The organism is Bacillus sp. JK106, assembly GCF_053663355.1.
The window spans coordinates 663,598-689,605 of record NZ_JBSJQC010000001.1; the positions used below are offsets into that span (position 1 = coordinate 663,598).

Sequence of the window (26,008 nt, forward strand, 5' to 3'; positions counted from 1 at the left end):
GAATTAACGGCTTTGTTTGAGCTGAAATTCACTGATGACGTCAAATTCATCTTTGAGCTTGTCATACAGCCGCTCGTATAAGTAAAACAGCTCAATATATGTTTCGCTGTTTTTGACGTTCGGTTCATGGCGGTGCGAAATTCTGATCCAGTCCTGAACATCCTCGATCCGTTCCATTTCGCCAAGGCTGTGCAAAGCGAGAACGGCCGCTCCGAGCGCCGAGGCTTCGTAACTTTCCGGAACGAGGACTTCCCGTCCCATCGTATCGGACAAAATCTGCCTCCACAGCGGCGATCTCGCAAATCCTCCCGAAGCCCGCACGTCTTTTGCGGGGCCCGCCAAATCTCTCAGTGCGACACCGATTGAAAAGACGCTCATGATGACGCCTTCCAGCACCGCTCTGATAAAATGCTCCCGTTTATGGCGGAGGCTGATGCCGAAAAACGTTCCGCGGGCGTTCGGGTTCCAAAACGGCGCGCGCTCCCCTGATAAAAACGGCAGAAACAGCAATCCCTCAGAGCCTGCGGGTACTTTATCAGCAATATCAATCATTAAATCGTACGGATCAATGCCGAGCCGCTTCGCCGTTTCAACTTCCGGAGAAGCGAATTCGTCTCGAAGCCAGCGCAGCATAATGCCTCCGTTATTCGTCGGGCCTCCGATGACCCAATGCTTGTCAGTCAGCGCGTAACAGAATGTCCGCGCTTTTTCATCCGTAATCGGCGCATCCGTCACCGAACGCACGGCTCCGCTTGTTCCGATCGTAACGGCCACTTCGCCTTTGCCGATCGCGCCGACTCCCAGGTTGGCGAGCACGCCGTCATTTGCGCCGATAATAAACGGTGTATCCGCATGAATGCCCATCCGTGCAGCGATTTCCGGCGCAAGGCCGCACAGCTGATGAGTGGTCGGCACGATGTCCGACAGCTGATCTTCCCGGATTCCGGCAATCCGGAGCGCTTCTTCATCCCAGGAAAGCGTATCTAATCGGAACAGCCCCGTTGCCGAAGCGATCGAATAATCGACGACATAAGTTCCGAAAAACTCGTGCAGAATATATTCTTTAATACTGATGAATTTGGCGGTTTTCGCGAATGTCTCCTTGTCCTGTTCTTTCATCCACACAATTTTGGAAAGCGGAGACATCGGATGAATCGGCGTACCCGTTCTTTTATAAATATCAAAACCGTTCATCTCTTTTAAAATCCGTTTTGATTGCTCGGCGCTGCGGTTGTCCGCCCAAATGATGCTTTTGGTCAGCAGGCCGCCGTTTTGATCGACAGCTATCAATGAGTGCATGGCGGTGCTGATGCCGATTGCAAGCAGATTGTCAGGACTCAGTCCGGCCTTTGTGACGGCGCCCCTGATGCTTCCGATCACCGCTTCCAAAATGTGCTCAGGATCCTGCTCGGCCCATGCCGGCTTTGGCTGTATTAAATCATAGTGAACCGAATGCTTGGCTAACACTTTGCCTCTTGGTCCGAACAGAACGGCTTTCGTACTGGTCGTGCCGATATCCAGACCGATAACAGCTTGGGTTTCCTTCATAATATATCCCGCCTAATCTGATTGAATAATAAGATAGATTTATAATGTATGCCCTTACAAAGTCAATTATAGGAATAATTTTTTTATAAATCAACGATGAAGAAGAAAATTTTTTTCATAAAATTGCCTCAATTCCCGCTGTATCGGCATTCTCTCTTTTGAAAAATAAATATTACAAACGTTTGTGCGCGATCATTTTTCTGATTTGCTGCAAGTTGGCGAGCGTTTTCTCCTGCCGCAGCCGGGCCGTGGCGAAATACAGTGTATCAATGACCGACAGCTGGGCAAGCCTTGCGGACATCGCTTCCGTTCTGAAAGCCGTCTCCCTTGTTGACGTATACAGCACAACGTCGGAAATCTGGGTGAGCGGCGACTTTTGGTAGCTTGTAATGCCGATCGTGCCGGCGCCGAGCGATTTGGCCGTTTTCACCGCGTCGAGCACGTCCTTGTTGCTCCCCGAATGAGAAATGCCGATGACTGCGCTTTCGGGACCGAGGAGACCCGCTGACATCGCCTGAAAGTGAGAATCCGTGTGCGCGATGCAATTTATACCCGTACGCATAAATTTATGATACGCATCAGTGGCGATCAGCCCGGAACCGCCGTTTCCGTAAAATTCGATTCTGTCTGCGCGGTGGATCATTTCTACCGCTTTTTCAACGTCGGCCGGATCTAATAATTGAAAGGTATCGGTCAGACCGGAAATGTTTGTGCGGAAAACTTTCCGGATGATGACTTCGATATCGTCGTCGGGGCTCATTTCTTCATGAATGTGCTGCACTGGCTCCTGAACGATCTCTTGAGCAAGCGCGATTTTTAAATCCTGATAGCCGGAAAAACCGAGCCGCTTGCACAGCCTGAAAATCGTCGCTTCAGAGCTTTTCGTTTTTTCCGCCAGCTGAATGATGGAAAGGTGAACCACGTCTTTCGGTTCCTTCACGATATGGTCTGCAATCGCTCTCAATTTTGGCGACAAACCTTTGCTGGCCGCCTGAATTTTCCCGATGCTGCTTGAATTCACAGGGGTCATGCTATAACCTCCCTACTCGAATGTAAACGCATACTTTTATGATAAAGCAAGTTCTGTCATAAGGGAATCAGGTTTTGCTTTCTTTACCGCAAATGAAAGAAAAGAGAAAAGTATATCGGGGACACCCCCTCAATGACACTTCAGACATCCGATTTTTACAAAAAGTGATCGTTCTCTGAAAAGTGCCGGTGCCCAAGTCGCCGGCGCTTGAAGTTCCAGATGAATTTCTTCAAATTAGTGTTCCGCCATTAGCAGTCAGTTCATTATTAACTGGATTGATCGAAAGAGAAGGATTATTAAGCAGGAGAACACTTGAGAATCACAGTCTGATCAGCTTCTCAGAAAAACTTCAAATTAATATAATAATCTAATTGCTCTGAAACGCGTACCATACATTATACTTTCAATGATTTTTAAACTCTGAGGAGGAAATTCACATGAAAGTAATTGCAATTGACTTAGATGGCACGCTGTTATCAGAGAACTTAACTATCCAAGAACAAGATGTAAGAGCTTTAAAGCTCGGACAAAAACAAGGTCATCTTGTAACAATCGCTACAGGGAGAGCTTTATTTGATGCAAAACACATCATCAATAAATATGATTTGGATTTTCCGATCATTGCTTCAAACGGCGCTCAAATTGATGTGGGAAATCAGGTCATATTCGAACATTTTATGGATTCAGATGTAATCCAACCTATCATCACATGGTTAAATAAAGAGGAAATCTATTATCAGCTTTACTTATCTGACAAAATTGCCGTATCAAATCAAGGAATTCAGCAGCTTGAAAAAGAACTTTACAATACAGTAATGGAAGAACCTCATTTTAATCAAGAAGTATTTTGGAATTCTATTAAAGCTCAGATACATCAATACGGGTTAGAGGAAATACCGGGTACAATTGACCCTATCGATTATCGGTATGTCATAAAATGTATGATCGTTTCGCCAAACCAAAGAAAATTAAAAAAAGCAAAAGAATATTTTGGACAACTGAAGGAGTGTGCCGTAACGAGTTCAGGAGCATTCAATCTTGAAATCACAAGTTCAGGAGTAGATAAAGGAGCGTCATTAAATAAACTTTGTGAACATTATGGAACGGATGCGCGGAATGCAATCGCAATAGGTGATAATCTAAATGATCTGCCTATGTTTCGTGCAGCAGGAATAGGGATAGCCATGGGAAATGCAGATAAGAAGCTTATTCAATTGGCTGCTTTTAAAACGTTATCGAATGATGAGTGTGGTGTATCTTATGCTTTTGATCACTACATTCTGACGAAAGAAGAAGACCCTAAACCGCGGAGTATACAGCCATGATCCATTTTGTGAAAAGATGTTTAATCTATATTGTCGGATTGTTTATTTTATCCGTAGGGGTTGTATGTATGATTAAATCTAATACCGGGATTGCCCCCTGGGATGCTCTGAACGTGGCTTTATCAGAACTCATTGGCCTTACAATCGGGTCATGGGTTTTCATCGTCGGAGGAATTCTTATCTTTATAAACAGCCTCATAAAAATGCAGTTTCCTAATTTAGCCGGTTTTATTCCGATTGTTATTATTGGAAGTTTTGTTGACCTTTTAAACTTAAAGGTTCTTTCGTTCTTAAAAACAGATGCTGTAATTCTTCAATGGAGTTTATTTTTGATAGGGTTGTGTATATTGGCTATGGGAATCGCTATTTATTTAAGAGCATCTTTTCCTTCGATACCGAATGATGAATTAATGTTGGCTATTACTGAACGTACAGGTTGGGGTATTCATATTACAAAGACGATAGGGGAAGCTTTAGCTTTTGTGCTTGCAATCATTCTTCAGGGGCCGATTGGGATAGGAACCATCATTGTGCTGCTATGTCTGGGGATATTAGTAGGTTTATTTGACAAACTATTACACAAGATGGGGAAGCCCCGTTCTATCTATAGTGTGGGACAGGAAGGCGCACATATTCATGCAGGCCATGATAAAACAATGAATTAAATGCTTTTTTTCCCTTGTGTTGTTCAGTGTGAAATGCTGATAACGCTGTCTAAAAAGGAGTAGCAGTAATGACAAACATTACAGAGATAGCAAAGAAAGCGAACGTTTCTCGGACAACAGTTTCTAGAGTTCTCAATAATCATCCTTATGTAAAACCTGAGAAGCGGGACGCTGTGTTAAAAGCTATGAAGGAATTAAATTATGTACCGAATTTCAACGCGATTAACCTTTCCAGGGGGAAGACAAATGTATTCGGAGTCATTGTTCCTAAAATCAACCATCCGTTTTTCAGTAAACTGATTGCCGGAATAGGCGAAGAGTGTAATAAACATAATTACAGTTTACTTGTGCACCAATCAAATAACGATCCTGAACAAGAAATGGAGTTTTTTAACAGATTGAAATACAAACTTATTGACGGTCTTATTTTGGGATCCTGTGTAAGCCCCCATCACGTACTCGACGAGATATCTGGGTATGGTAATATTGTTTCCTGTGAAGCTTCTGCAAGCAAACAGGTTGCACATATATTTATTAATCATGAGTCAGGAATCAAAATGGCAATTGATCATCTGCGAAATCAAGGACATCAATCCATTGGTCTGTGTATAGGAAATCCTAAGAGCGGTGTTGGCATAAGCAGAAAAAAATCATTTTTTCACTTTCAAAATGAATACGGGTTGAAATGGAGTGATAATTGGTACTTTGAGGAACAGTACACTATTGAGAATGGTATAGAAATAGCAAAATTATTACTAAATAAGTCACCTCGTCCTGCGGCAATGGTTGTAGGAAGTGATTATGTTGCGGCGGGGATCATTTATGAAGCAAAAAGACAGGGAATACGAATACCTGAAGAACTGGCGGTTATAGGATTTGATAATCAGCCGATATCTAAGGTAATAGAACTTTCAACGATACATCAACCTATTAAAGAGTTGGGACAAACAGCAGCAAATTTATTATATAACTTAATGAATAACAAAGATGTCCCCAATATAAATAAATTGAACCTAAAACTTATTAAAAGAAAGTCAACTTAAAAAGACCACTTTATGGTGGTCTTTTTTGCTTAGCGCAGAATCAGCTCTGGGGCAGGCGCTTTGAAATGAGCTCTTTTTTTCGTTTCATCTATAAAACTGAAGGGCTTCATGGATAGGTTTTCAAGTTCATTTAGGAAATGACAAGCTTTTAATGGCACAAATGATGTCATATTCCATACAACTTTCTCATTAAAACCTATAGCACGAATATTATGCATAAGCCGATCAATTGTGTAAGACCCTGCCGCTACATACCCTTTTCCTTGATACCACAGATTATTCCCTTCAATTTTCTCCAGTGATTGGCCGCACATGGAATCTGTGTCAATGCGATCTGTCATTGCTATAATACCCTCAGAGCCAACAAGTTCTACAACCCGCCGTGCAACTTCTAAGTCTACATGTTCACTATCAAAGTTCATACAAATGGTTAATAAACCTTCTTTCGCGGCTCTCATCAAAGTACCGGGAACTTCTCCGACAAGTGTGTTTATATTATCTATGTTCCATTTATCTAACCGAGCATCTTTTAACCCCTCTAATCTATGCACTCTTTCTTGGGGTGTTCTCCAGGTGTGTTTAAAATTGTTTGGCATATCATTAAACAAATGATCTGTTAAAACGGCATCTGATCCAGTGTAATTGCTGCGTTTTTGCGCTGTATCTATAACTTTCATTATAAGTTCAGAGGTTTCCTCCGGGTATGCTTTTTGGAAGTGACCCAGCGCCGGTTTTACTCCAGCCTCCACAAGTGTATCTACAATCCATTCTAAACTTGGATGTTTTTCGGTGATATATTTCTTTAGATAGGAGTTTTCAGTCATAGCATCTGGAGACAGTACAGTATAAATAAGACCGTATTCTCCACATGAAGCGATCTTTTCCCATTCTTCTTTTAAGGGTGCCCAATTCCCTTTTTCCGGTGTGCCTGCAAAGCTGGCCAATAATGGTCCTTCTAGTGAAATACCTAAAATATTACGGTAACGTCCCTTTCTCTTTTGTGTATGGAACTCTTTCATAAAGGATGCAAATTGATCTAATTGATTATGAGGAAGAAAGATAGAGGGTACACAGAAAATCCCTTCTATTTCAGCTAGTGTATTGATCTTTTCAATATCTAATTGGTCTAAATTGCTAAAATCATAGTCACCGATTCCATGACAATGAAATTCTACTGGAAGAGATGGAACTAAATAAGAACCTGATTTCTTAAAAATCCCTTCTCCTCCAATGTCAAAGTTCAGCCATTCATTATTACTATAGGTTATATCAGCGATTTTCATTACTCCGTTTGTTTCAAGGTAAGCCGGGCTGTTAAATGATGTGCTGGACTGCATAGGAAACGCCTCCTGGAAATGTTTATTTAGTATTCAGTGAAGACACATCATCATCTTAAAGTATGAAACCCGTACCATATCAACCTTTTATTATCATTTTTTGTAAAAAAGTAGGTGTTTTATTCAACTTTCTACACCCGATTTTCTCGTTATTGTCATTTATATCCTGTAAATTCCTTTTAAAAACTCAAAAACACTAGCTGTAACGCCACTAATGCATCTATACTGTTTCGTGTTACGCCAACTAGTGTTCTCCACGAGTTTAATTTGTGGAATTGGTTTCATGTCAATAGCTTTAATAAATGGAATATGACTTCCGGGTATAGAACCTTGTGGGGTCATTGGAGTTGAACTATTAGAAAGAAATGTGTACAGTTACTAAGCTGAGGTACCGGAATAAGAGTAACCTTTCATATTTCTGCCAACTTTTTGCCGCTCAGTCCATATATGCCGATTACGCCATATTAGGAGCCGTCTCAACCCTCATATGAAGATAAACATGTTCAGTCAAAATGTCTTATATAGGTGATAAGAAAACCAGCGGCAAAAATTAGTATTGACTTTGAAAATAGAAGACTGTATATTATGTTACTATATTCAGAAAATAAAAACTCAAGAGATTCATTTAACATAAAACACTGTGAACGGGAGCAGTAAAAGAATCCAGTCAGAAAAAGAGAGCTGCGGGTTGGTGAAACGCGGACTGATTGTTCTTTGAACTCGCCCGGAAGTGGCAGGGCGGAACGGAATTGTCGGAATATTCCCTATGTCCTAACGGCTGACCTTCGTTAAAAGGTTTTTAAGCTGGATTCCGGATATTCGGGATCAACAAGAGTGGTACCGCGGCTGCCTGAGGCACGCCGTCTCTTTTCCTAAAGAGGCGGCGTGTTTTTTTATGTGATGAACACTTTTTGCGAGAGGGCGTGTGATAAATGGAAAAGGACAAGCAAACGTTAAAACGGACGATGTCGTCCAGACACATTATGATGATGGCGCTTGGAGGCGCAATCGGGGCCGGGCTCTTTAAAGGCAGCAGCACGGCGATTGATGAAGCGGGGCCGTCCGTGTTACTGGCCTACCTCCTCGGCGGAATCATTCTGCTGTTTATTATGCAGGGGCTGGCCGAAATGGCCGTCAGAAACAAACATGCAAGGACGTTCCGTGATTTGGTTCAGCAGTCTCTAGGATCGTACGCTGCATACTTTTTAGACTGGATCTATTGGAAAATGTGGGTGCTCAATATTGCCGCGGAGGCGGTCGTAGCCGCCATTTTCATTCAATATTGGCTGCCGGAATGTCCGATATGGATACTGGCTTTGATCATTTCCATCGTGGTGACGGTCGTAAACATGCTTTCTGTGAAACTGTTTGCCGAGACGGAGTACTGGCTCGCGCTCATTAAAATTACGGTGATTGTCATCTTTATTTTATGCGGAATTCTGCTATTATTTTTCTCATTCGGCAATCACACGGCGCCGGGGCTGTCTCATTTAACGGATCACGGAGGGTTTTTCCCGCATGGAGCGGGGGGCGTCATTACGGCGATGCTCGTCGTGATCTACTCATACGGAGGAACGGAAATCATCGGCGTCACGCTGGCGGAGACAAAAAATCCCGAAAAGGTGATCCCAAAAGCTGTCCGAAGCACGTTAACGCGGATTGTCGCTTTTTACTTGCTGCCGTTTTTCATCATCGTCAGCCTGATTCCTTGGAATCAAGTCAACAGCGTTCCCGAAAGCCCGTTTGTCATAGTATTTAAGATGATCGGAATTCCGGGTGCCGACCATATTATGAATGCCGTCATTCTTCTTGCGATTATCTCGTCTATGAACTCGGGACTGTACGGATCATCCCGCGTCTTATTTACGCAGGCTTCTGACGGCCGGGTGCCGAAAATCTTTTCAAAACTATCGAAGAAAAAGGTTCCCGTCTATGCGATTCTGACTTGTACGTCATTTTTATATGTAGGCGTCCTGATTTCATTATTTGCGGGAAGCCAGACGTTTAATTATTTGATGGGTTCCCTCGGCTATACCGTGCTGTTCATCTGGCTGATTATCGGATTTGCCCATTTGAAATCAAGAAAACATTCAACAGAACAGCCGGCTTATTACGTCAAATGGTTCCCGTACACGACATGGTTCGCGGTGCTTGCGCTTTTGGCCATCCTGATCGGCGTAATTGCGACGACATCCATCGTCATCACATGCATCACTGCGGCCATCTATCTCCTCATTACGGCTGCGTATCTCGTAAAAGGGAGACGTCAATAAATAAAAAAACTCTTGCCGCGCGGCAAGAGTTTTTTTAATGAACGGCCTTTTTTTCTGCGGCCAGAGCAGGTGTTTTCAGTTTCTTCGGTGTTATATTCACAAAACAAATGCTTGTGACGATCAGAAGCAGTCCGGCTAAAAGGCTGACGGTCAGCGGCTCATGCAGAAATATCGAGCTGACGACAATGGATATGAGCGGGATCAGGAAGGTGTAAGAGGCAACCTTGCTTGCTTCCCCTGAACCGACAAGCGTAAAAAAGGCGAGCCAGCCGAGCGCGATGACAAATACCGAAATGAACAGAAGGCTGAGAATGAACGGAGCTTTCCATTGAATCGCTGAAAAGCTTTCTGAAAAATGGCCTGAGCTGACAAGCAGCACGCCGCCGATCAGAAGCTGAAGAGCGACCATCCAGATAGAGTCCGCGCGTCCGCCCGTTCTTTTCACATATACCGTGCCGAGCGCCCAGCTGACCGCGGAGCCTAAGGCCAAAAGAATGCCGGCGATGGAAATATGGCCTCCGAAACCGGCTGCGCTGATGACGGCGACACCGGCAAAGCCCAGAATAAGACCGGCTATTTTCAAAGGATACATCGATTCCCCGAGCCACAGCCAAGAAAAAACGCCCATTAACACCGGCTGGAAAAACACGATGGCTGAAAATAAGCCGGCAGGCAGGTAATTCAAGCCGACCGTTTGCAGGCCGTAAAATAAAGTAATATTTAAAATGGCAGAAATCAGATAGATCGGCCACGTTTCTTTAAAACGCAGCTTTTTAAAACGGGGCAGCGCCACCATTAATAATAGAAGTCCGCCGATCAGCGTGCGGATTCCGGCAAACAGAAGAGGCGGCGAATAGGCAAGCGCGGCCTTTGTCAGCGGCCAGTTAATTCCCCATACCGTGACTAGAAACGCCAGCATAAGAGCCGTCTGTATTTTCGAAAGCTGTTTCACGTCGTTCACTCCTTGTAGAACAATTCCATCATATGATACGGTAATCAGTAAGATAAATAAAATGAATCTTTTTTATGAGGAGCATAAGTAAAACGTTATGACGATTACACAACTGCGGGTTTTTGTTCAAATCGCTGAAACGGGAAGCTTTACAAAAGCGGGGCAGGCGCTGAATATGACGCAGCCCGCCGTCAGCCATGCCATCTCGGCGCTTGAGTCAGAGCTCGGCATCAAGCTGATCATCCGCGAGCGCCGCAACGGCGTAAGGCTCACGGACACGGGCGGAAAAATTCTCGTTCATATCAGAGAGGTGCTCAAAGGCATAGAAAAAGCCGAGCAGCTGGCGGCCGCGGAAAGAGGGCTTGAACAGGGAACGATTCACATCGGCACATTTCCGGCCGCTTCCGCTTATTTCATTCCAAAACTGATCAGCGTGTTTAAAAAACGATATCCGAAGCTTGAGTTGGTACTTCATGAAGGAACGGTTAACGAAGTAAAGGAATGGCTCCGCTCCCGGGTAATAGACGTGGGGATCACTCTTTTTCCTACGGAAGACATGGAATATCTGCCGCTGAAAAAAGATAAAATGGCCGTCGTGCTTAGAAATGATCATCCGCTTTGCTGCTGTGAGTCTATCACTCTGAAAGATCTTGACCGCCAGCCGATGATCATCTGTGACGGAGGATACGAATCACCGTTTATTGATATGTTTAAGGAGGCAGGGTCTGTGCTGACTGCCGCATTCACTGTTTACAACGTCAATACGTCCATCAGCATGATCAAAGAGGGACTGGGAATTGCGATATTATCACAAATGTCTATGTCGGGAATATCGCTGCCGGAAAATGTCGTGACAAGAGAACTCAATCAGGCGGTGTACCGTGATGTTCTGCTTGCCGTTCCTTCTGTAAAAGAGGCTTCATTGGCGGCAAAACTTTTTATTCAAATCGCGCAGGAGCTCACAAAGAATGAATAAAAAGACCCTAATGATCTTAGGGCCCTGAATCTTATCGGTTAATTTTAAAAGAATTTGTCGTATTGACAAGTTTTGAACCGCTGAACGTAGCTTTGACACGATAATAACCTGTCTTGCATCCTTTTAAAGAGAATGACTTAGTCACCCTTACTGAGAAAGAAAAGGTTGTTTTTTTACAAGTCGTCCATTTCTTTCCGGACTTTCGCTGTAAGTATAGGTTTCCTTTAAAAGTTCGATCTGACGGATACGCTGTACTGAGAGTAAAATCGACACTTTTCGCTTTTTTCGTGTAGTAGGAGGCATCGGTAAATCCGCTTACATTTAAATGCTGCTGAGTGCCGGAATAAAAGTCTGCGGCATATGCCTTATCGGTGTTTCCGGTAAAGAAGATTGCTGCCAGTAAAGCTGTGGTGAGTGCCATTAAGATTTTTTTACGCATATAGACTATGACTTCCTTCCTATTCAATATCATACATATCTTAACATTATTGGATATGTTTTTTCAACGAGAGATTTTCACTTTTATAGGATGAAAAGCTCTTCATATCTGAATGTAATAGATTCATTCATACAGAGTTCACTAGTGACGACCGCTGACTGATTGTTCGAAGATCATCGAATCAAATTGTTTAACTCACGGGAAAAGCTGTGGTAAGGTGTGTGGTAGAGACCTTGTTTAAGATCTGCTTACACTAAACCATAAAGGAGAAAACGATGGCTGAACATACATTGAAAGATACTGCGTTTTCCGTATTGAATTTATCGCCGGTCGTACAGGGGGGAACGGTTGCTGAATCGTTCCGCAACAGCATGGATTTAGCGCGCCGCGCCGAGGAGTGGGGCTATAACCGCTATTGGCTGGCGGAGCATCATAATATAGAAGGAGTTGCCAGCTCGGCAACGGCGGTGCTGATCGGCCATATCGCCGGCGGCACGAAAAAAATCCGCGTCGGTTCAGGGGGCATTATGCTGCCGAATCATTCGTCACTTATAATCGCGGAGCAATTCGGAACCCTTGAAACGTTATATCCGGGGAGGATTGACCTGGGGCTCGGACGCGCGCCGGGAACCGACCAATTAACGGCGAGAGCCTTAAGAAGAAACATAAATAGCGGGGAAGATTTTCCGGAGCAGCTTGAAGAATTGAGAAATTACTTCAAACCGACAGGCAATGTGCGCAATCAAGTCCGCGCCATTCCGGGCGAAGGGCTGGACGTGCCGATTTGGCTTTTGGGCTCGAGCGGCTTCAGCGCGCGTCTTGCGGGAGAGCTCGGCCTTCCGTTCGCCTTTGCGGCTCACTTCTCACCGAAAAACACCGTGCCCGCCCTTGAGCTGTACCGAAGCTCCTTCCGTCCGTCAGACGTACTGGATCAACCGTACGCGATGGTCGGCGTCACCGTCATTGCCGCCGATACGGATGAAAAGGCGGAGCATCTGGCGACATCGCATTATCAAAGATTTTTAGACCTCGTCCGCGGCACGCCGAACCAGCTGAAGCCTCCTGTTGAAGACATGGATCAAATCTGGTCGCCGTATGAAAAAGCGATGGTCAATGAACAGCTCAGTTCAACGATCGTCGGCGGACCGGAGCGTGTGAAGGAAAAGCTGGAAAGCTTCATCCGGACAACACAGGCGGATGAAATCATGGTGAATTCAGAAAGCTTTGAGCATGCCGACAGAATGAGATCATTTGAGATCATTGCCGAATTAAAAAGATGAAAAACAGGCAGCACATAATATATAGTGTGCTGCCTGTTTTTATGTAATAATATGAAATTTCATACTATTATGATATTATTTATTAGAAAAATTTTCTTGAAATATAGGGAGGGAATAAAAATTTGGATGTTTCTTTGAAAGATGTTTTCGGTATATCGCGGAATGTTTTAAAAAGTTATGTTGATAGACAACAAATTGATGAGGATTACCAAGATAAAATTGAACTTACGGATCATCACATCGTAATATATGGTGAAACAAAAGTCGGAAAAACATTATTAAGAAAAAAATATGTAACCAAAGCTGAAAACACTATAGTGATAGACTGTACGAAGGGAGTTGATTTAGCTGATATTTACACACAAATTTTATACAAATCTGGTGTGGAGATATCTGATAACTTCTCCAAAAGTATTGAAAAGTGCTCAAAAATTGATAGTCAAGTAGAGGCGAACCTATTTCAATTTTTAAAAGCGAAAGTGACCGGAGATTCATCTGAAAAAGAGTTATTAAGTGAATCAGGGAAAATGGATCTTCCCAAGACCGTAAGTGTCAGAGTGGCTGAATCACTGAAGGAAAAAGGTATTCAGTTTATCGTACTGGATGACTTTCATTATTTAAATTTAGTCGATCAATATCTGTTGGCTTTTGACCTGAAAATGTTTTATCAAAGCGGCTTAAGATTCATTATAATCGGGACGAAAATTATAAATGGCTATTTTGAAAAATTCAATGGAGAATTATCTCAAAGGATTGATTATATTGATGCTACTAAATGGTCTACTAGAGATTTAATGAATATAAAGAGTAGAGGCTGTAAAGAGCTGAACATAGACATTAGTGAAAATGTAACAAATTATTTTATAGAGGCATCCAGCCAAATAGTTGCTGTATATCAACAACTTCTTTTTGACTTTTGTCGTGAAAGTGGAATAAGAAAGAGAAGTCGGAATTACATTGTTCTTGACAGTCTTGAATTAGCTAAGGAATGTAATGCTCTGTATTATAAAAGAGTAAGCGAGGAATATTTGACAAAAATACAAGACATTGCAGATGGAGAAAGAAAAGCGAAGCTGAAGTTATACTATTATATAATGAAAATTGTGTTAACATCTGATCCAGATATAGCGAGGAGAGGATTTTCTTTTCAGTACTTATATGAGAATATTCACCGAATCCATGAGAAAAAGTCAATAAATCATGGTGCGCTGACCTCTGTACTTAATCACTTCGATGAATTGCAATCCAAAAAGGATATCTTTCCAAAGGTCTTTACATACTATGATAAAAGACTATATATTTCAGATTCGTTATTTTATTATATTTTAAAGCATTTTAATAAAGAAAATATAGATGATGTTCTTCCGCCTCATGATTTTCAGCTTAGTTTTCAATTTAATGACTGATGGGCAGATACTATTGTATCTGCCCATTTTTATTCGCCGATCCGCTTGACTGAATTCCGGATGACGAGTTCCGGTTCATACACGACGTCATCCTTCTTCGGTTTTTTATGCTCTAAGCAGTCGATGACGTATTTTGCCGCCGCTTTCCCCATAATGGATTTCGGATGCTTGACAGAGGTGAGCTTCACCTCGGAAATCTGGGCGAAATGTGAATCATCATAGCCCATGACTGACACGTCATCAGGCACCTTTAAGCCGAATTCTCTGAGAAGATTAATCGTCTTCAGCGCAATTTCATCATTATAACAAAGAATGGCCGTCGGGTATGATCCGCTGTTTTGCTCAAGGGTATGCTTAATTTTTTGCAGAAGCACGGTTTCTTTTTCTTCAGTCGTATAAGTCACGATCATGTCCGGAGACGGGAAAATCCCGCGCTCCCGGTGCGCCTGAAGATAGCCGTTCATCCGTTTGACGCCCTGCGTGTCATCCGCTTTAAAGATACCCATAATGTGCGTGTGGCCGAGGGACATGACGTATTCGCAAGCCATCATGCCGCCTTTGACATCATTGACGGAAAAGCTCGGTGCGGCCAGCTCCGCATAAGAGGCGTTAATCATGGCAAACGGAATGCCGTTTTTCTCCAGGTTGAGATAGTAGCCGATGTTGGGCGTCTGCAGCGCGCTTTTCGTAGGCTCGACAATCAGCCCGTCTATATTTTTGGACAGCAGGTTTTCAAGGCCGCGCCGCTCACTTTCTGTATTGTTGTTGGTGCTCGTCAGCAGCATGGAATACCCCTGTTCGCTTAAATAAGATTCAATTCCCCTGATGATGCTCGGGAAAATATAGTCTGATATGTACGTTGTAATGACACCGATCGTTTTGTTTGAATGCATGGCTGATTTCGCCGTGCGTGAAGCGACAAAGGTGCCTCCGCCCTGAACGCTGTACAGCAGCCCCTGCGAGACCAAATCTCCGATCGCCTTTCTGATGGTATGGCGGCTGACCCCGAACTGCTGCATCAGCTCATTTTCCGTAGGCAGCTTTTCGTCCGGCTGTATTTTTCCTTGATTCAGCCATGAACAAATTTCTTCTTTTACTTGAGCATATTTCGGTAGCATATCAATTCCTCCAAAATGTATACGGACAAATTCCAGTATAACATAGTAAGCCCTTTCATCAAGCTGTAAAAATAATTGACAGATTATGAAAAACTGCTTATTCTTTATTTGTACGTACTAATTTTCCTTATTTTTAGATAAAATTCTTTATAAGTACGTACAAATGTGGCGGTTCTGAAGAAAACAAAGCAACGTCAAGCGCCGCACTCTGTTTTGTAAGCGTTTTTATTCTATTATTCGCGGGAGGGTAAAATTCATGAAGAATCACCCGGCACCAATTGGCTCAAATGTACCTGTCACTCGGCAGCATTCCAAGTGGTTTGTCATTCTCATCTCATGCGCGGCCGGACTGGGAGGGCTTTTGTACGGTTATGACACGGCGGTGATTTCCGGCGCCATCGGTTTCCTGAAAGATTTGTACCGCTTAAGTCCTTTTATGGAAGGGCTCGTGATTTCAAGCATTATGATCGGCGGTGTTTTCGGCGTCGGAATTTCCGGATTTTTGAGTGACCGTTTCGGACGGAGAAAGATTTTGATGGCAGCGGCTCTGTTGTTTGCGGTGTCAGCGGTTGTCTCTGCGCTTTCTCAAAGTGTGTCTTCCTTAGTGATCGCCAGAGTCATCGGCGGTCTCGGAATCGGCATGGGCTCCTCGCTTTCTGTCACGTATATTACCGAAGCGGCTCCGCCGGCCATACGCGGCAGTCTGTCTTCACTGTATCAGCTGTTTACGATATTAGGGATCTCCGGCACTTATTTTATTAACCTCGCCGTCCAGCAGTCCGGCTCGTATGAATGGGGTGTGCACACCGGCTGGCGGTGGATGCTCGCTTACGGCATGATTCCGTCCGTCATCTTTTTTATCGTGCTGCTTATCGTGCCGGAAAGTCCGCGCTGGCTTGCGAAAGCGGGGCGCCGGAATGAAGCCCTCGCCGTGCTGACGCGCATTAACGGCGAGCAGACCGCGAAAGAAGAAATCAAACAAATCGAAACGTCTTTACAATTAGAAAAAATGGGTTCATTGTCTCAGCTGTTTAAACCGGGGCTGAGAAAAGCGCTTGTGATCGGGATTCTGCTGGCTTTATTCAATCAGGTCATCGGCATGAACGCAATTACGTATTACGGGCCGGAAATTTTCAAAATGATGGGCTTCGGACAGAATGCGGGGTTTATCACGACATGCATCGTCGGTGTCGTTGAAGTGATTTTCACCATTATCGCGGTTCTTTTAGTCGATAAGGTAGGCCGGAAAAAGCTGATGGGGGTCGGATCTGCCTTTATGGCGCTGTTCATGATCTTAATCGGGGCATCCTTTTATTTTCAGCTGGCGAGCGGTCCGGCTTTAGTCGTCATCATATTGGGATTCGTCGCCGCTTTCTGCGTATCAGTCGGGCCGATTACGTGGATCATGATTTCGGAAATCTTTCCGAACCACCTCCGCGCACGCGCCGCCGGTATTGCGACGATATTCTTATGGGGGGCCAACTGGGCGATCGGCCAGTTCGTGCCGATGATGATCAGCGGGTTAGGGCTCGCGTACACCTTCTGGATATTCGCCGTCATTAATATTCTCTGTTTCTTGTTTGTCGTGACGATCTGCCCTGAGACGAAAAATAAATCATTAGAAGAAATAGAAAAACTCTGGATAAAATGAAAGCGTTTTACGACAAAAGTCCGCTCCGGCGGGCTTTTGTCTGTCACCTTCATTCCGTTTCTGTATATAATGACTGTATCAAGGAGATACTGGTAAATCCTGCGAAGAATGTCGAGGAATTGACCTTTAACAGTTGAATTAACAATGTCATCCTGTTAAAATAATTAAAGAAAGCAGACATAATTTTTTTTGGCTATGATGGGACGTTTTTTGTCATAGCGGGACATTTTCTGTCCAGTATGAATAGGAAGGAACGTTTGAGTCATGAACCAGTTAATACAAGCTCAAAAAAAATTATTGCCTGATCTTTTGCTTGTGATGCAGAAAAGATTTGAAATCTTGCAGTATATCAGGCTTACAGAACCGATCGGCCGCAGAAGTCTTGCAGCCAGTCTCGGATTGACCGAGCGCGTTCTCAGAAGCGAGGTTCAGTTCTTGAAAGAACAGAATCTCATCGATATTAAAACAAACGGCATGACAATGACGGAAGAGGGCTATTCACTGCTTTCGATTCTGGAAGATACGATGAAGGATGTTTTAGGATTGACGCTTTTGGAAAAGACATTAAAAGAGCGGCTTAATCTGAAAGACGCCATTATTGTTTCCGGAGACAGCGACCAATCTCCTTGGGTCAAAAAAGAATTAGGGAGAGCGGCCGTTGCATGTATGAAAAAGAGATTTTCAGGCAAAAATATCGTCGCTGTAACCGGCGGTACGACAATTGAAGCCGTCGCCGATATGATGACGCCGGATTCAAAAAACCGCGAGCTCCTGTTTGTGCCCGCAAGAGGCGGTTTAGGCGAAGACGTGAAAAACCAGGCGAACACCATATGCGCGCATATGGCGGAAAAGGCTTCAGGCACTTACCGGCTTTTGTTCGTTCCCGGACAGCTGTCACAAGGCGCCTACTCATCTATTATTGAAGAACCTTCCGTAAAAGAGGTGCTTCACACGATTAAATCAGCGAGTATGCTCGTTCACGGAATCGGCGAAGCTAGAACAATGGCGGAGCGAAGAAACACGCCTTTGGAAGATTTGAAGAAAATAGATGACAATCATGCGGTGACAGAGGCATTCGGCTACTACTTTAATGCGGACGGAGAAGTCGTTCACAAGGTGCATTCAGTCGGAATGCAGCTCGATGACCTCGATGCCATTCCCGACATTATTGCGGTAGCGGGCGGATCATCAAAAGCGGAAGCAATCGAAGCTTATTTTAAAAAGCAGCGAAACACGGTTCTCGTCACGGACGAAGGAGCCGCAAAGAAGTTATTAAGGGATAACAGTCCCTCAATATAAATATCTCTCACTTATTTAAAGGAGGAAATAATCATGGCAGTAAAAGTCGGTATTAACGGTTTTGGTCGTATTGGACGTAACGTATTCCGCGCAGCATTAAACAATCCTGAAGTTGAGGTAGTAGCAGTTAACGATTTAACAGACGCTAACATGCTTGCTCATCTTTTACAATATGATTCCGTACACGGAAAATTAGATGCAGAAGTTAAAGTTGACGGCAGCAACCTTGTTGTTAACGGCAAAACAATCGAAGTTTCTGCTGAGCGCGATCCTGCGAAACTCAGCTGGGGCAAACAAGGCGTTGAAATCGTAGTTGAATCTACTGGTTTCTTCACAAAACGCGCAGACGCTGCGAAACACTTAGAAGCAGGCGCGAAAAAAGTTATCATCTCTGCACCTGCTAACGAAGAAGATATCACAATCGTTATGGGTGTTAACGAAGACAAATACGATGCGGCTAACCACCATGTTATCTCTAACGCATCTTGCACAACAAACTGCCTTGCGCCGTTTGCAAAAGTACTTAACGACAAATTCGGCATCAAACGCGGTATGATGACAACTGTTCACTCTTACACAAACGATCAGCAAATTCTTGATCTTCCGCACAAAGACTACCGTCGTGCGCGTGCAGCAGCTGAAAACATCATTCCTACATCAACTGGTGCTGCTAAAGCAGTTTCCCTTGTTCTTCCTGAACTGAAAGGCAAACTGAACGGCGGAGCTATGCGTGTGCCGACTCCAAACGTTTCTCTTGTTGACCTAGTTGCTGAACTTAACAAAGACGTAACGGCTGAAGACGTAAACGCAGCTCTTAAAGAAGCGGCTGAAGGCGATCTTAAAGGAATCCTTGGATACAGCGAAGAGCCATTAGTATCCGGAGACTACAACGGCAATGCTAACTCTTCTACAATCGATGCTCTTTCTACAATGGTTATGGAAGGCAGCATGGTAAAAGTAATCTCTTGGTACGATAACGAAAGCGGCTACTCTAACCGCGTTGTTGACCTTGCAGCTTACATCGCAAAACAAGGTCTTTAATTCATAGCTCCCGGAAAGGGCCGGACTTGGTTCTTTCGGACAGAAACGCTATAATGAAAGCGGACAAGGGAAGGGGACGGACTCCCTTTCCCTTTTTCCATGAGAACCGGCTTTCAGAAAGCGCCGGATTGCTGCAGAACGTCCGCGTTTTGAAGTTTCCGCGGCACTTTCGTTTTCTGAGCCGCCTGCCCTGGCTCAGAAGACGATCTGCCCCGTGCCCGGAAGCTGCAATCTGCCCCGCGGCGGAAGCATCATGAGGCGGTTTCACGTTTCACGTTTTTCGTGCTATGCAAACCATTTTGAAGGAGGATCTCCTAAGGCATGAATAAAAAAACAGTAAAAGACATCGACGTAAAAGGCAAAGTCGTATTCTGCCGCGTTGACTTTAACGTTCCAATGAAAGACGGGGAAGTAACAGACGATACTCGTATCCGAGCTGCGCTTCCAACAATCAAACACCTTGCAGACCAAGGCGCGAAAGTCCTTCTTGCGAGCCACTTAGGCCGCCCGAAAGGCGAAGTGGTTGAGGAGCTTCGTTTAACTCCTGTCGCTGCACGCTTAGGCGAACTGCTCGGAAAAGAAGTGAAAAAAGCGGATGAAGCTTACGGCGATGCTGTAAAAGCACAAATTTCTGATATGAAGGACGGAGACGTTCTTGTATTGGAAAACGTACGTTTCTACCCTGGTGAAGAGAAAAACGATCCTGAGCTTGCTAAAGCATTTGCTGAGCTTGCGGATGTATATGTCAATGACGCATTCGGTGCTGCCCACCGTGCTCACGCATCTACAGCCGGAATTGCCGAGCATCTGCCGGCGGTTGCAGGATTCCTGATGGAAAAAGAGCTTGACGTTCTCGGCAAAGCCGTGACAAATCCTGAGCGCCCGTTTACGGCAATCATCGGCGGCGCGAAAGTAAAAGACAAAATCGGCGTAATCGAAAGTCTGCTTGATAAAGTGGACAACCTGATCATCGGCGGAGGTCTTGCTTACACATTCGTAAAAGCGCTTGGCTATGAAGTCGGTAAATCTCTTCTTGAAGAAGATAAAATCGAACTTGCAAAATCATTCATGGACCGCGCGAAAGAAAAAGGCGTTAAATTCTATATGCCGGAAGACGTTCTCGTTGCTGATGATTTCTCTAACGATGCAAACGTTCAAATCGTGCCGATCTCTGAGATCCCAAGTGATTTAGAAGCGATCGACATCGGAACGAAAACCCGCGAAACGTACGCTGAAGTTATCAAAAACAGCAAACTTGTCGTATGGAACGGACCGATGGGCGTATTCGAAATCGACTTGTTCGCTCAAGGCACAAAAGCAGTGGCTGAAGCATTGGCAGAGGCAAACGATACATACTCTGTCATCGGCGGAGGAGACTCTGCGGCAGCCGTTGAAAAATTCGGCCTTGCTGACAAAATGAGCCATATCTCAACAGGCGGCGGCGCATCCCTTGAATTCATGGAAGGCAAAGAGCTTCCGGGTGTAGCTGCGCTGAACGATAAATAAAAACTGCTATAAGGAAGTGGAACAGATGAGAAAACCAATTATAGCCGGTAACTGGAAAATGAACAAAACACTCGGCGAGGCTGTCAGCTTCGTTGAAGAAGTGAAATCTTCCATTCCAGCAGCAGACAAAGCGGAAGCCGTTGTTTGCGCACCAGCTCTTTTCTTAGAAAAGCTGACTTCTGCTGTTAAAGGAACTGACCTGAAAGTCGGCGCCCAAAACATGCATTTTGAAGAAAACGGTGCGTTCACAGGTGAAATCAGCCCGGTCGCTCTGAAAGACCTTGGCGTGGATTACTGCGTCATCGGACACTCTGAGCGCCGTGAAATGTTCGCTGAAACTGATGAAACAGTTAACAAAAAAGCGCATGCCGCTTTCAAACACGGCATTGTGCCGATCATTTGCGTAGGTGAAACGCTTGAAGAGCGCGAAGCCGGAAAAACAAATGATCTTGTTGCCGATCAAGTGAAAAAAGGTCTTGCGGGTCTTTCTGAAGAGCAAGTTGCCGCTTCCGTTATTGCGTACGAGCCAATCTGGGCAATCGGAACAGGCAAATCTTCTACAGCGAAAGATGCAAATGACGTCTGCGCGCATATCCGTAAAGTCGTTGCTGAAAGCTTCAGCCAGGAAACTGCTGATAAGCTCCGCATTCAATACGGCGGCAGCGTAAAACCTGCAAATATTAAAGAATATATGGCAGAGTCCGATATTGACGGTGCTTTGGTCGGCGGCGCAAGCCTTGAACCGCAGTCATTCGTTCAATTATTGGAGGAAGGTCAATATGAGTAAAAAACCAGCTGCACTCATCATTCTTGATGGGTTCGGATTACGCAATGAAACAGTCGGAAACGCAGTCGCACAAGCGAAAAAACCGAATTTCGACCGTTATTGGAACCAATACCCTCATCAGACGCTGACGGCATCAGGCGAAGCAGTCGGACTGCCTGAAGGACAGATGGGGAACTCTGAAGTCGGTCATTTAAATATCGGCGCCGGACGTATTGTGTACCAAAGCTTAACACGCGTGAACGTTGCCATCCGCGAAGGCGAATTCGAACGCAATCAAACGTTCCTTGACGCCATCAAAAACGCGAAAGACAACGACAAAGCGCTGCACCTGTTCGGCCTTCTTTCTGACGGAGGCGTACACAGTCACATCAATCATTTATTCGCGCTGCTGAAACTTGCGAAAAGTGAAGGACTGACGAAGGTGTATATTCACGGTTTCCTCGACGGCCGCGATGTAGGTCCGCAAACGGCGAAAACTTACATTCAGCAGCTGAATGAGCAGATCGAAGAAATCGGTGTCGGCGAAATCGCCAGCATTTCCGGACGCTACTACTCTATGGACCGCGACAAACGCTGGGACCGTGTGGAAAAAGCGTACCGCGCAATGGCTTACGGCGAAGGCCCGTCTTACCGCAGCGCGATGGATGTAGTCGACGATTCTTATGCGAACGGCATTCATGATGAATTCGTCATTCCGTCCGTCATCACAAAAGAAAACGGTGAACCCGTTGCGAAAATTCATGACGGCGATTCTGTGATTTTCTATAATTTCAGACCAGACCGCGCCATCCAGATTTCAAACACGTTTACCAACAAAGATTTCCGCGATTTCGACCGCGGTGAAAATCATCCGAAAAACCTGTATTTCGTCTGCCTGACTCACTTCAGTGAATCTGTTGACGGATATGTGGCTTTTAAACCGGTAAACCTTGACAATACGGTCGGTGAAGTATTAGCACAGCACGATTTAAAACAGCTTCGCATTGCAGAAACTGAAAAGTATCCGCACGTTACGTTCTTTATGAGCGGCGGCCGCGAAGAAGAATTCCCGGGCGAAGAGCGCATCCTCATTAACTCGCCGAAGGTCGCGACATATGACCTGAAGCCTGAAATGAGCGCGTATGAAGTGAAGGATGCTCTTGTAAAAGAAATCGCGGCTGACAAGCACGACGCGATCATCCTGAACTTTGCAAACCCTGACATGGTCGGCCACTCCGGAATGGTCGAACCGACGATTAAAGCAATTGAAGCAGTGGACGAATGCTTAGGCGAAGTGGTTGACGCCATTATCGCTAAAGGCGGACATGCCATCATTACCGCTGATCACGGTAATGCGGACATTCTGATTACAGAAACAGGCGAACCGCACACTGCCCATACGACAAACCCAGTCCCTGTCATTGTGACGAAAGAAGGCGTGACGCTGCGCGAAGGCGGAATCCTAGGCGACCTCGCACCAACGTTATTAGACCTTCTCGGTGTTGAAAAACCGAAAGAAATGACCGGAACATCTTTAATTCAAAAATAAGCGTAAATCAAAAGGAGAGACAAACTCATGCCATACATTGTTGATGTTTATGCACGCGAAGTCCTTGACTCCCGCGGCAACCCGACAGTTGAAGTTGAAGTATATACAGAAACAGGAGCTTTCGGCCGCGCGTTAGTGCCAAGCGGAGCTTCTACAGGTGAATACGAAGCGGTTGAGCTTCGTGACGGCGACAAAGACCGTTACCTTGGAAAAGGCGTGTTAACAGCTGTTAACAACGTAAACGAAATCATTTCTCCAGAGCTTCTCGGCTTTGACGTAACTGAACAAAACGCAATCGATCAGCTTTTAATCGAGCTTGACGGAACTGAAAACAAAGGCAAACTCGGTGCGAACGCAATCCTTGGCGTATCTATGGCTTGTGCGCGCGCAGCTGCTGATTTCTTACAGATTCCTCTTTACCAATACCTTGGAGGATTCAACTCAAAAACGCTTCCTGTACCGATGATGAACATCGTAAACGGCGGAGAGCATGCTGACAACAACGTAGACATTCAAGAATTCATGATTATGCCTGTAGGCGCGCCTAACTTCCGTGAAGCGCTTCGCATGGGCGCTCAAATCTTCCACAGCCTGAAATCAGTTCTTTCTGCTAAAGGAATGAACACAGCTGTAGGTGACGAAGGCGGTTTCGCTCCGAACCTTGGTTCTAACGAAGAAGCGCTTCAAACAATCGTTGAAGCAATTGAAAAAGCCGGCTTCAAACCTGGCGAAGAAGTGAAGCTTGCTATGGATGCTGCATCTTCTGAGTTCTACAACAAAGAAGACGGCAAATACCATCTGTCTGGCGAAGGCGTTGTGAAAACATCTGCTGAAATGGTTGACTGGTACGAAGAAATGGTTTCTAAATACCCAATCATCTCTATCGAAGACGGACTTGACGAGAACGACTGGGAAGGCCACAAACTTCTTACAGAGCGTCTTGGCAAAAAAGTTCAGCTTGTCGGTGACGACCTTTTCGTTACAAACACGAAAAAGCTTGCTGAAGGTATCAAAAACGGCGTAGGCAACTCTATCCTGATCAAAGTAAACCAAATCGGTACATTGACTGAAACATTCGATGCGATCGAAATGGCGAAACGCGCGGGCTACACTGCCGTTATCTCTCACCGTTCCGGTGAAACTGAAGACAGCACAATCGCTGACATCGCTGTGGCAACTAATGCAGGACAAATCAAAACAGGTGCTCCGTCCCGTACGGACCGTGTTGCGAAATACAACCAGCTTCTTCGCATCGAAGATCAGTTGGCTGAAACTGCTCAATACCACGGTATCAACTCTTTCTATAACTTGAATAAGTAATGGAATGGACGCCGGGAGAATATCTCCCGGCGTTTTTTTATGGTCCCGGGCTTTTCCCTCCTTTTTCTCCATCTTCATTTGGTCAATAATATTCATTTTTCCCCTTTTTAAAGGAATCAGTGTTCTTCAATCGAAAGGGAAGAGGTGTTAATAAGAGGAGGGATTATGATGAAATTTTCATTTATGTCAGCCGCGGTGGCAGCAAGCGTCATATGGGGCGCATCTGCCGGACCGCTGTCCGAAACCCATGCTTATTCAGCCGTGACCGAGCCGGTTTTTGATGCCGATGAGGCATTGGACACTATGCATGATCTGAGTGAAACCATCGGGCCGCGGGAAACCGGAACCGCGAAAGAAAAGGAAGCGGCTGAATACATATTGAATCGTCTGCGGGCTCAGGGCGCCAGTGTCAAAGTACAGTCATTTCCATTGAAAAAGTACTTTTCAGGTTCAGTCACAGCGGGAGATCATGAATTCCCGCTCCGCTCCGCTGATCAATCCGCTGTTGAAAAAGAGCTCAAAATAGAAGGCGGGATTTTTGACGGCGGCTGCGGATCACGCAATGACGTAACAGGAGCCAAAGGAAAGATTGCGGTGATACGCGAAGGAAAGATCCCCGTTTCTCAAAAGATCAAACATGCCGAACAAGCGGGAGCCAAAGCAGTCATTATTTATAATCAGACAACAAAACCGCTCGCCGTCCGTCCGCAGACCGATAAAGGAATCACGATACCGGCGGCGGGTATGAAAAAAGAAGACGGTGAAGCATTGCTGCAGGAAAAGCAGGCAGTCATTCAATTTAAAAACTATAAAAACCGCACCTCACAAAATATCATAGGAACGCGCAAAGCGGCACAGGCCGACCCTTCTGATGCTGATATTATTTATGTCACAGCGCATTATGACAGCGTAAAAGGCGCGCCCGGAGCGGATGATAACGCCTCAGGCACATCTGCCGTTCTGGAAATCAGCAAGCAATTGACACACATACCGAAAGACAAAGAGATCCGCTTTATCCTGTTCGGTGCAGAAGAATTATGGTCTGCGGGTTCATCTTATTACGTCAGTACACTCACGGATAATGAAAGAAAGCACAGCCAGGCCAATTTTAATGCCGATATGATTGCGACTGACTGGGAAGAAGCGAGTCAAATGTGTGTCACGACTCCTGACGGCAGGGAAAACCCGAGTGTCCGGTATGCTGAAAAAGCCGCTGAAAAATCCCGGTTGGTCAAGCCAAACCTGATTCAGCTCGGTTACTCAGACCATGTCTCTTTTTATGAAGCGGGGATTCCGTCGGCTAACTGGATTTGGCTCAGCCCCGATACACAGGAGCCGGGGCCCTGGTACCACACCGAAAATGATAATATGAAACACATCAGCAAGGAACGGCTAGAGAAAGCCGGGGCACTCGTTTCCGCAGCAGTAACTGAGGCAATGAAAGAATAAAAAACAGGCTTCGGCCTGTTTTTTATATTATTTTC

The 26,008-nt window shown here is 45.0% G+C and carries 21 protein-coding genes and 1 other annotated feature; of the genes, 15 read left to right on the plus strand and 6 right to left on the minus strand.

The features are described from left to right. Positions 1-3: 3 nt before the first annotated feature. Positions 4-1,548 (minus strand): gluconokinase, encoded by a 1,545-nt coding sequence (gntK, locus tag ACWJJS_RS03425; protein WP_416405830.1) that lies wholly within the window; start codon positions 1,546-1,548, stop codon positions 4-6. Positions 1,549-1,720: 172 nt separating this feature from the next. Continuing rightward, positions 1,721-2,578, minus strand: a complete 858-nt coding sequence (locus ACWJJS_RS03430) for a MurR/RpiR family transcriptional regulator (RefSeq protein WP_003151588.1) — start codon at positions 2,576-2,578, stop codon at positions 1,721-1,723. Positions 2,579-3,015: 437 nt separating this feature from the next. On the opposite strand from ACWJJS_RS03430, the gene ACWJJS_RS03435 reads away from it, so the two are divergent. The 3 genes from ACWJJS_RS03435 to ACWJJS_RS03445 all read left to right on the plus strand — a co-directional run bounded on the left by ACWJJS_RS03435 (position 3,016) and on the right by ACWJJS_RS03445 (position 5,611). Next, positions 3,016-3,903: a Cof-type HAD-IIB family hydrolase gene (locus tag ACWJJS_RS03435; protein ID WP_128574698.1), complete on the plus strand. Its 888-nt coding sequence runs from the start codon at positions 3,016-3,018 to the stop codon at positions 3,901-3,903. After that, positions 3,900-4,568, plus strand: a complete 669-nt coding sequence (locus ACWJJS_RS03440) for a YczE/YyaS/YitT family protein (RefSeq protein ID WP_025853455.1) — start codon at positions 3,900-3,902, stop codon at positions 4,566-4,568. Before ACWJJS_RS03435 ends, ACWJJS_RS03440 begins: the two co-directional genes overlap by 4 nt. Before the next feature lie 68 nt (positions 4,569-4,636). After that, positions 4,637-5,611 carry a LacI family DNA-binding transcriptional regulator gene (locus tag ACWJJS_RS03445; protein WP_454023316.1) on the plus strand — a complete coding sequence of 325 codons (975 nt, stop codon included), beginning with the start codon at positions 4,637-4,639 and terminating at the stop codon, positions 5,609-5,611. Positions 5,612-5,640: 29 nt separating this feature from the next. Here the strand turns inward: ACWJJS_RS03445 and ACWJJS_RS03450 are convergent, their stop codons facing one another. Beyond that, on the minus strand, positions 5,641-6,948 hold the full coding sequence (locus ACWJJS_RS03450; protein ID WP_146275529.1) for an amidohydrolase family protein: 1,308 nt from the start codon (positions 6,946-6,948) through the stop codon (positions 5,641-5,643). Between the two features lie 631 nt (positions 6,949-7,579). Further along, positions 7,580-7,819, plus strand: a binding site (T-box leader). Positions 7,820-7,880: 61 nt separating this feature from the next. Here ACWJJS_RS03450 and ACWJJS_RS03455 point away from each other — a divergent pair. Further along, positions 7,881-9,221 carry an amino acid permease gene (locus ACWJJS_RS03455; RefSeq protein ID WP_022553812.1) on the plus strand — a complete coding sequence of 447 codons (1,341 nt, stop codon included), beginning with the start codon at positions 7,881-7,883 and terminating at the stop codon, positions 9,219-9,221. Positions 9,222-9,255: 34 nt separating this feature from the next. Here ACWJJS_RS03455 and ACWJJS_RS03460 read toward each other — a convergent pair whose 3' ends face one another. Beyond that, positions 9,256-10,173: a DMT family transporter gene (locus ACWJJS_RS03460; RefSeq protein WP_003151595.1), complete on the minus strand. Its 918-nt coding sequence runs from the start codon at positions 10,171-10,173 to the stop codon at positions 9,256-9,258. 97 nt (positions 10,174-10,270) lie between these two features. Between ACWJJS_RS03460 and ACWJJS_RS03465 the strand changes: the two genes are divergently transcribed. After that, positions 10,271-11,149: a LysR family transcriptional regulator gene (locus ACWJJS_RS03465; RefSeq protein WP_071392304.1), complete on the plus strand. Its 879-nt coding sequence runs from the start codon at positions 10,271-10,273 to the stop codon at positions 11,147-11,149. Positions 11,150-11,180: 31 nt separating this feature from the next. Here the strand turns inward: ACWJJS_RS03465 and ACWJJS_RS03470 are convergent, their stop codons facing one another. Further along, positions 11,181-11,588 carry a hypothetical protein gene (locus ACWJJS_RS03470; protein WP_003151600.1) on the minus strand — a complete coding sequence of 136 codons (408 nt, stop codon included), beginning with the start codon at positions 11,586-11,588 and terminating at the stop codon, positions 11,181-11,183. A 275-nt stretch (positions 11,589-11,863) separates the two neighbouring features. Here ACWJJS_RS03470 and ACWJJS_RS03475 point away from each other — a divergent pair, with 275 nt between their 5' ends. Beyond that, a complete protein-coding gene (locus ACWJJS_RS03475; RefSeq protein WP_071392303.1) occupies positions 11,864-12,868 on the plus strand; it encodes an LLM class flavin-dependent oxidoreductase in 1,005 nt (334 codons plus the stop codon). Between the two features lie 122 nt (positions 12,869-12,990). Beyond that, positions 12,991-14,274 (plus strand): ATP-binding protein, encoded by a 1,284-nt coding sequence (locus ACWJJS_RS03480; RefSeq protein ID WP_077722866.1) that lies wholly within the window; start codon positions 12,991-12,993, stop codon positions 14,272-14,274. Positions 14,275-14,303: 29 nt separating this feature from the next. Here ACWJJS_RS03480 and ACWJJS_RS03485 read toward each other — a convergent pair whose 3' ends face one another. Further along, positions 14,304-15,392: a GntR family transcriptional regulator gene (locus tag ACWJJS_RS03485; RefSeq protein WP_072589588.1), complete on the minus strand. Its 1,089-nt coding sequence runs from the start codon at positions 15,390-15,392 to the stop codon at positions 14,304-14,306. A gap of 256 nt (positions 15,393-15,648) precedes the next feature. Here ACWJJS_RS03485 and ACWJJS_RS03490 point away from each other — a divergent pair, with 256 nt between their 5' ends. The 8 genes from ACWJJS_RS03490 to ACWJJS_RS03525 all read left to right on the plus strand — a co-directional run bounded on the left by ACWJJS_RS03490 (position 15,649) and on the right by ACWJJS_RS03525 (position 25,973). Then, on the plus strand, positions 15,649-17,043 hold the full coding sequence (locus tag ACWJJS_RS03490; protein ID WP_003151605.1) for a sugar porter family MFS transporter: 1,395 nt from the start codon (positions 15,649-15,651) through the stop codon (positions 17,041-17,043). Positions 17,044-17,307: 264 nt separating this feature from the next. Beyond that, positions 17,308-18,342: a gapA transcriptional regulator CggR gene (cggR, locus tag ACWJJS_RS03495; protein ID WP_003151607.1), complete on the plus strand. Its 1,035-nt coding sequence runs from the start codon at positions 17,308-17,310 to the stop codon at positions 18,340-18,342. A 33-nt stretch (positions 18,343-18,375) separates the two neighbouring features. Further along, positions 18,376-19,383, plus strand: a complete 1,008-nt coding sequence (gene gap, locus ACWJJS_RS03500) for a type I glyceraldehyde-3-phosphate dehydrogenase (protein WP_003151611.1) — start codon at positions 18,376-18,378, stop codon at positions 19,381-19,383. A 321-nt stretch (positions 19,384-19,704) separates the two neighbouring features. Then, on the plus strand, positions 19,705-20,889 hold the full coding sequence (locus ACWJJS_RS03505; protein WP_003151616.1) for a phosphoglycerate kinase: 1,185 nt from the start codon (positions 19,705-19,707) through the stop codon (positions 20,887-20,889). A 25-nt stretch (positions 20,890-20,914) separates the two neighbouring features. Continuing rightward, positions 20,915-21,676, plus strand: coding sequence for a triose-phosphate isomerase (gene tpiA, locus ACWJJS_RS03510; RefSeq protein WP_003151618.1), 762 nt, complete (start codon positions 20,915-20,917; stop codon positions 21,674-21,676). Continuing rightward, positions 21,669-23,204 carry a 2,3-bisphosphoglycerate-independent phosphoglycerate mutase gene (gene gpmI, locus ACWJJS_RS03515; protein WP_454023317.1) on the plus strand — a complete coding sequence of 512 codons (1,536 nt, stop codon included), beginning with the start codon at positions 21,669-21,671 and terminating at the stop codon, positions 23,202-23,204. The genes tpiA and gpmI overlap by 8 nt, the downstream gene beginning before the upstream one ends. 27 nt (positions 23,205-23,231) lie before the next feature. Further along, entirely contained in the window at positions 23,232-24,524 is a 1,293-nt protein-coding gene (eno, locus tag ACWJJS_RS03520; RefSeq protein WP_007409956.1) for a phosphopyruvate hydratase, read from the plus strand. 168 nt (positions 24,525-24,692) lie between these two features. Beyond that, complete coding sequence (locus ACWJJS_RS03525; protein ID WP_454023318.1) at positions 24,693-25,973, plus strand: M28 family peptidase; 1,281 nt, start codon at positions 24,693-24,695, stop codon at positions 25,971-25,973. Positions 25,974-26,008: the final 35 nt, after the last annotated feature.

Bases quoted from the DNA above. Each gene is read 5' to 3' on its own strand.
- ACWJJS_RS03430 (WP_003151588.1), bottom strand. From the start codon at position 2,578: ATGACCCCTGTGAATTCAAGCAGCATCGGGAAAATTCAGGCGGCCAGC.
- ACWJJS_RS03525 (WP_454023318.1), top strand. From the start codon at position 24,693: ATGAAATTTTCATTTATGTCAGCCGCGGTGGCAGCAAGCGTCATATGG.
- cggR (WP_003151607.1), top strand. From the start codon at position 17,308: ATGAACCAGTTAATACAAGCTCAAAAAAAATTATTGCCTGATCTTTTG.
- ACWJJS_RS03440 (WP_025853455.1), top strand. From the start codon at position 3,900: ATGATCCATTTTGTGAAAAGATGTTTAATCTATATTGTCGGATTGTTT.
- ACWJJS_RS03490 (WP_003151605.1), top strand. From the start codon at position 15,649: ATGAAGAATCACCCGGCACCAATTGGCTCAAATGTACCTGTCACTCGG.
- gap (WP_003151611.1), top strand. From the start codon at position 18,376: ATGGCAGTAAAAGTCGGTATTAACGGTTTTGGTCGTATTGGACGTAAC.
- gpmI (WP_454023317.1), top strand. From the start codon at position 21,669: ATGAGTAAAAAACCAGCTGCACTCATCATTCTTGATGGGTTCGGATTA.
- ACWJJS_RS03475 (WP_071392303.1), top strand. From the start codon at position 11,864: ATGGCTGAACATACATTGAAAGATACTGCGTTTTCCGTATTGAATTTA.
- ACWJJS_RS03505 (WP_003151616.1), top strand. From the start codon at position 19,705: ATGAATAAAAAAACAGTAAAAGACATCGACGTAAAAGGCAAAGTCGTA.
- eno (WP_007409956.1), top strand. From the start codon at position 23,232: ATGCCATACATTGTTGATGTTTATGCACGCGAAGTCCTTGACTCCCGC.
- ACWJJS_RS03455 (WP_022553812.1), top strand. From the start codon at position 7,881: ATGGAAAAGGACAAGCAAACGTTAAAACGGACGATGTCGTCCAGACAC.
- ACWJJS_RS03450 (WP_146275529.1), bottom strand. From the start codon at position 6,948: ATGCAGTCCAGCACATCATTTAACAGCCCGGCTTACCTTGAAACAAAC.
- ACWJJS_RS03485 (WP_072589588.1), bottom strand. From the start codon at position 15,392: ATGCTACCGAAATATGCTCAAGTAAAAGAAGAAATTTGTTCATGGCTG.
- ACWJJS_RS03435 (WP_128574698.1), top strand. From the start codon at position 3,016: ATGAAAGTAATTGCAATTGACTTAGATGGCACGCTGTTATCAGAGAAC.
- ACWJJS_RS03445 (WP_454023316.1), top strand. From the start codon at position 4,637: ATGACAAACATTACAGAGATAGCAAAGAAAGCGAACGTTTCTCGGACA.
- gntK (WP_416405830.1), bottom strand. From the start codon at position 1,548: ATGAAGGAAACCCAAGCTGTTATCGGTCTGGATATCGGCACGACCAGT.
- tpiA (WP_003151618.1), top strand. From the start codon at position 20,915: ATGAGAAAACCAATTATAGCCGGTAACTGGAAAATGAACAAAACACTC.
- ACWJJS_RS03470 (WP_003151600.1), bottom strand. From the start codon at position 11,588: ATGCGTAAAAAAATCTTAATGGCACTCACCACAGCTTTACTGGCAGCA.
- ACWJJS_RS03465 (WP_071392304.1), top strand. From the start codon at position 10,271: ATGACGATTACACAACTGCGGGTTTTTGTTCAAATCGCTGAAACGGGA.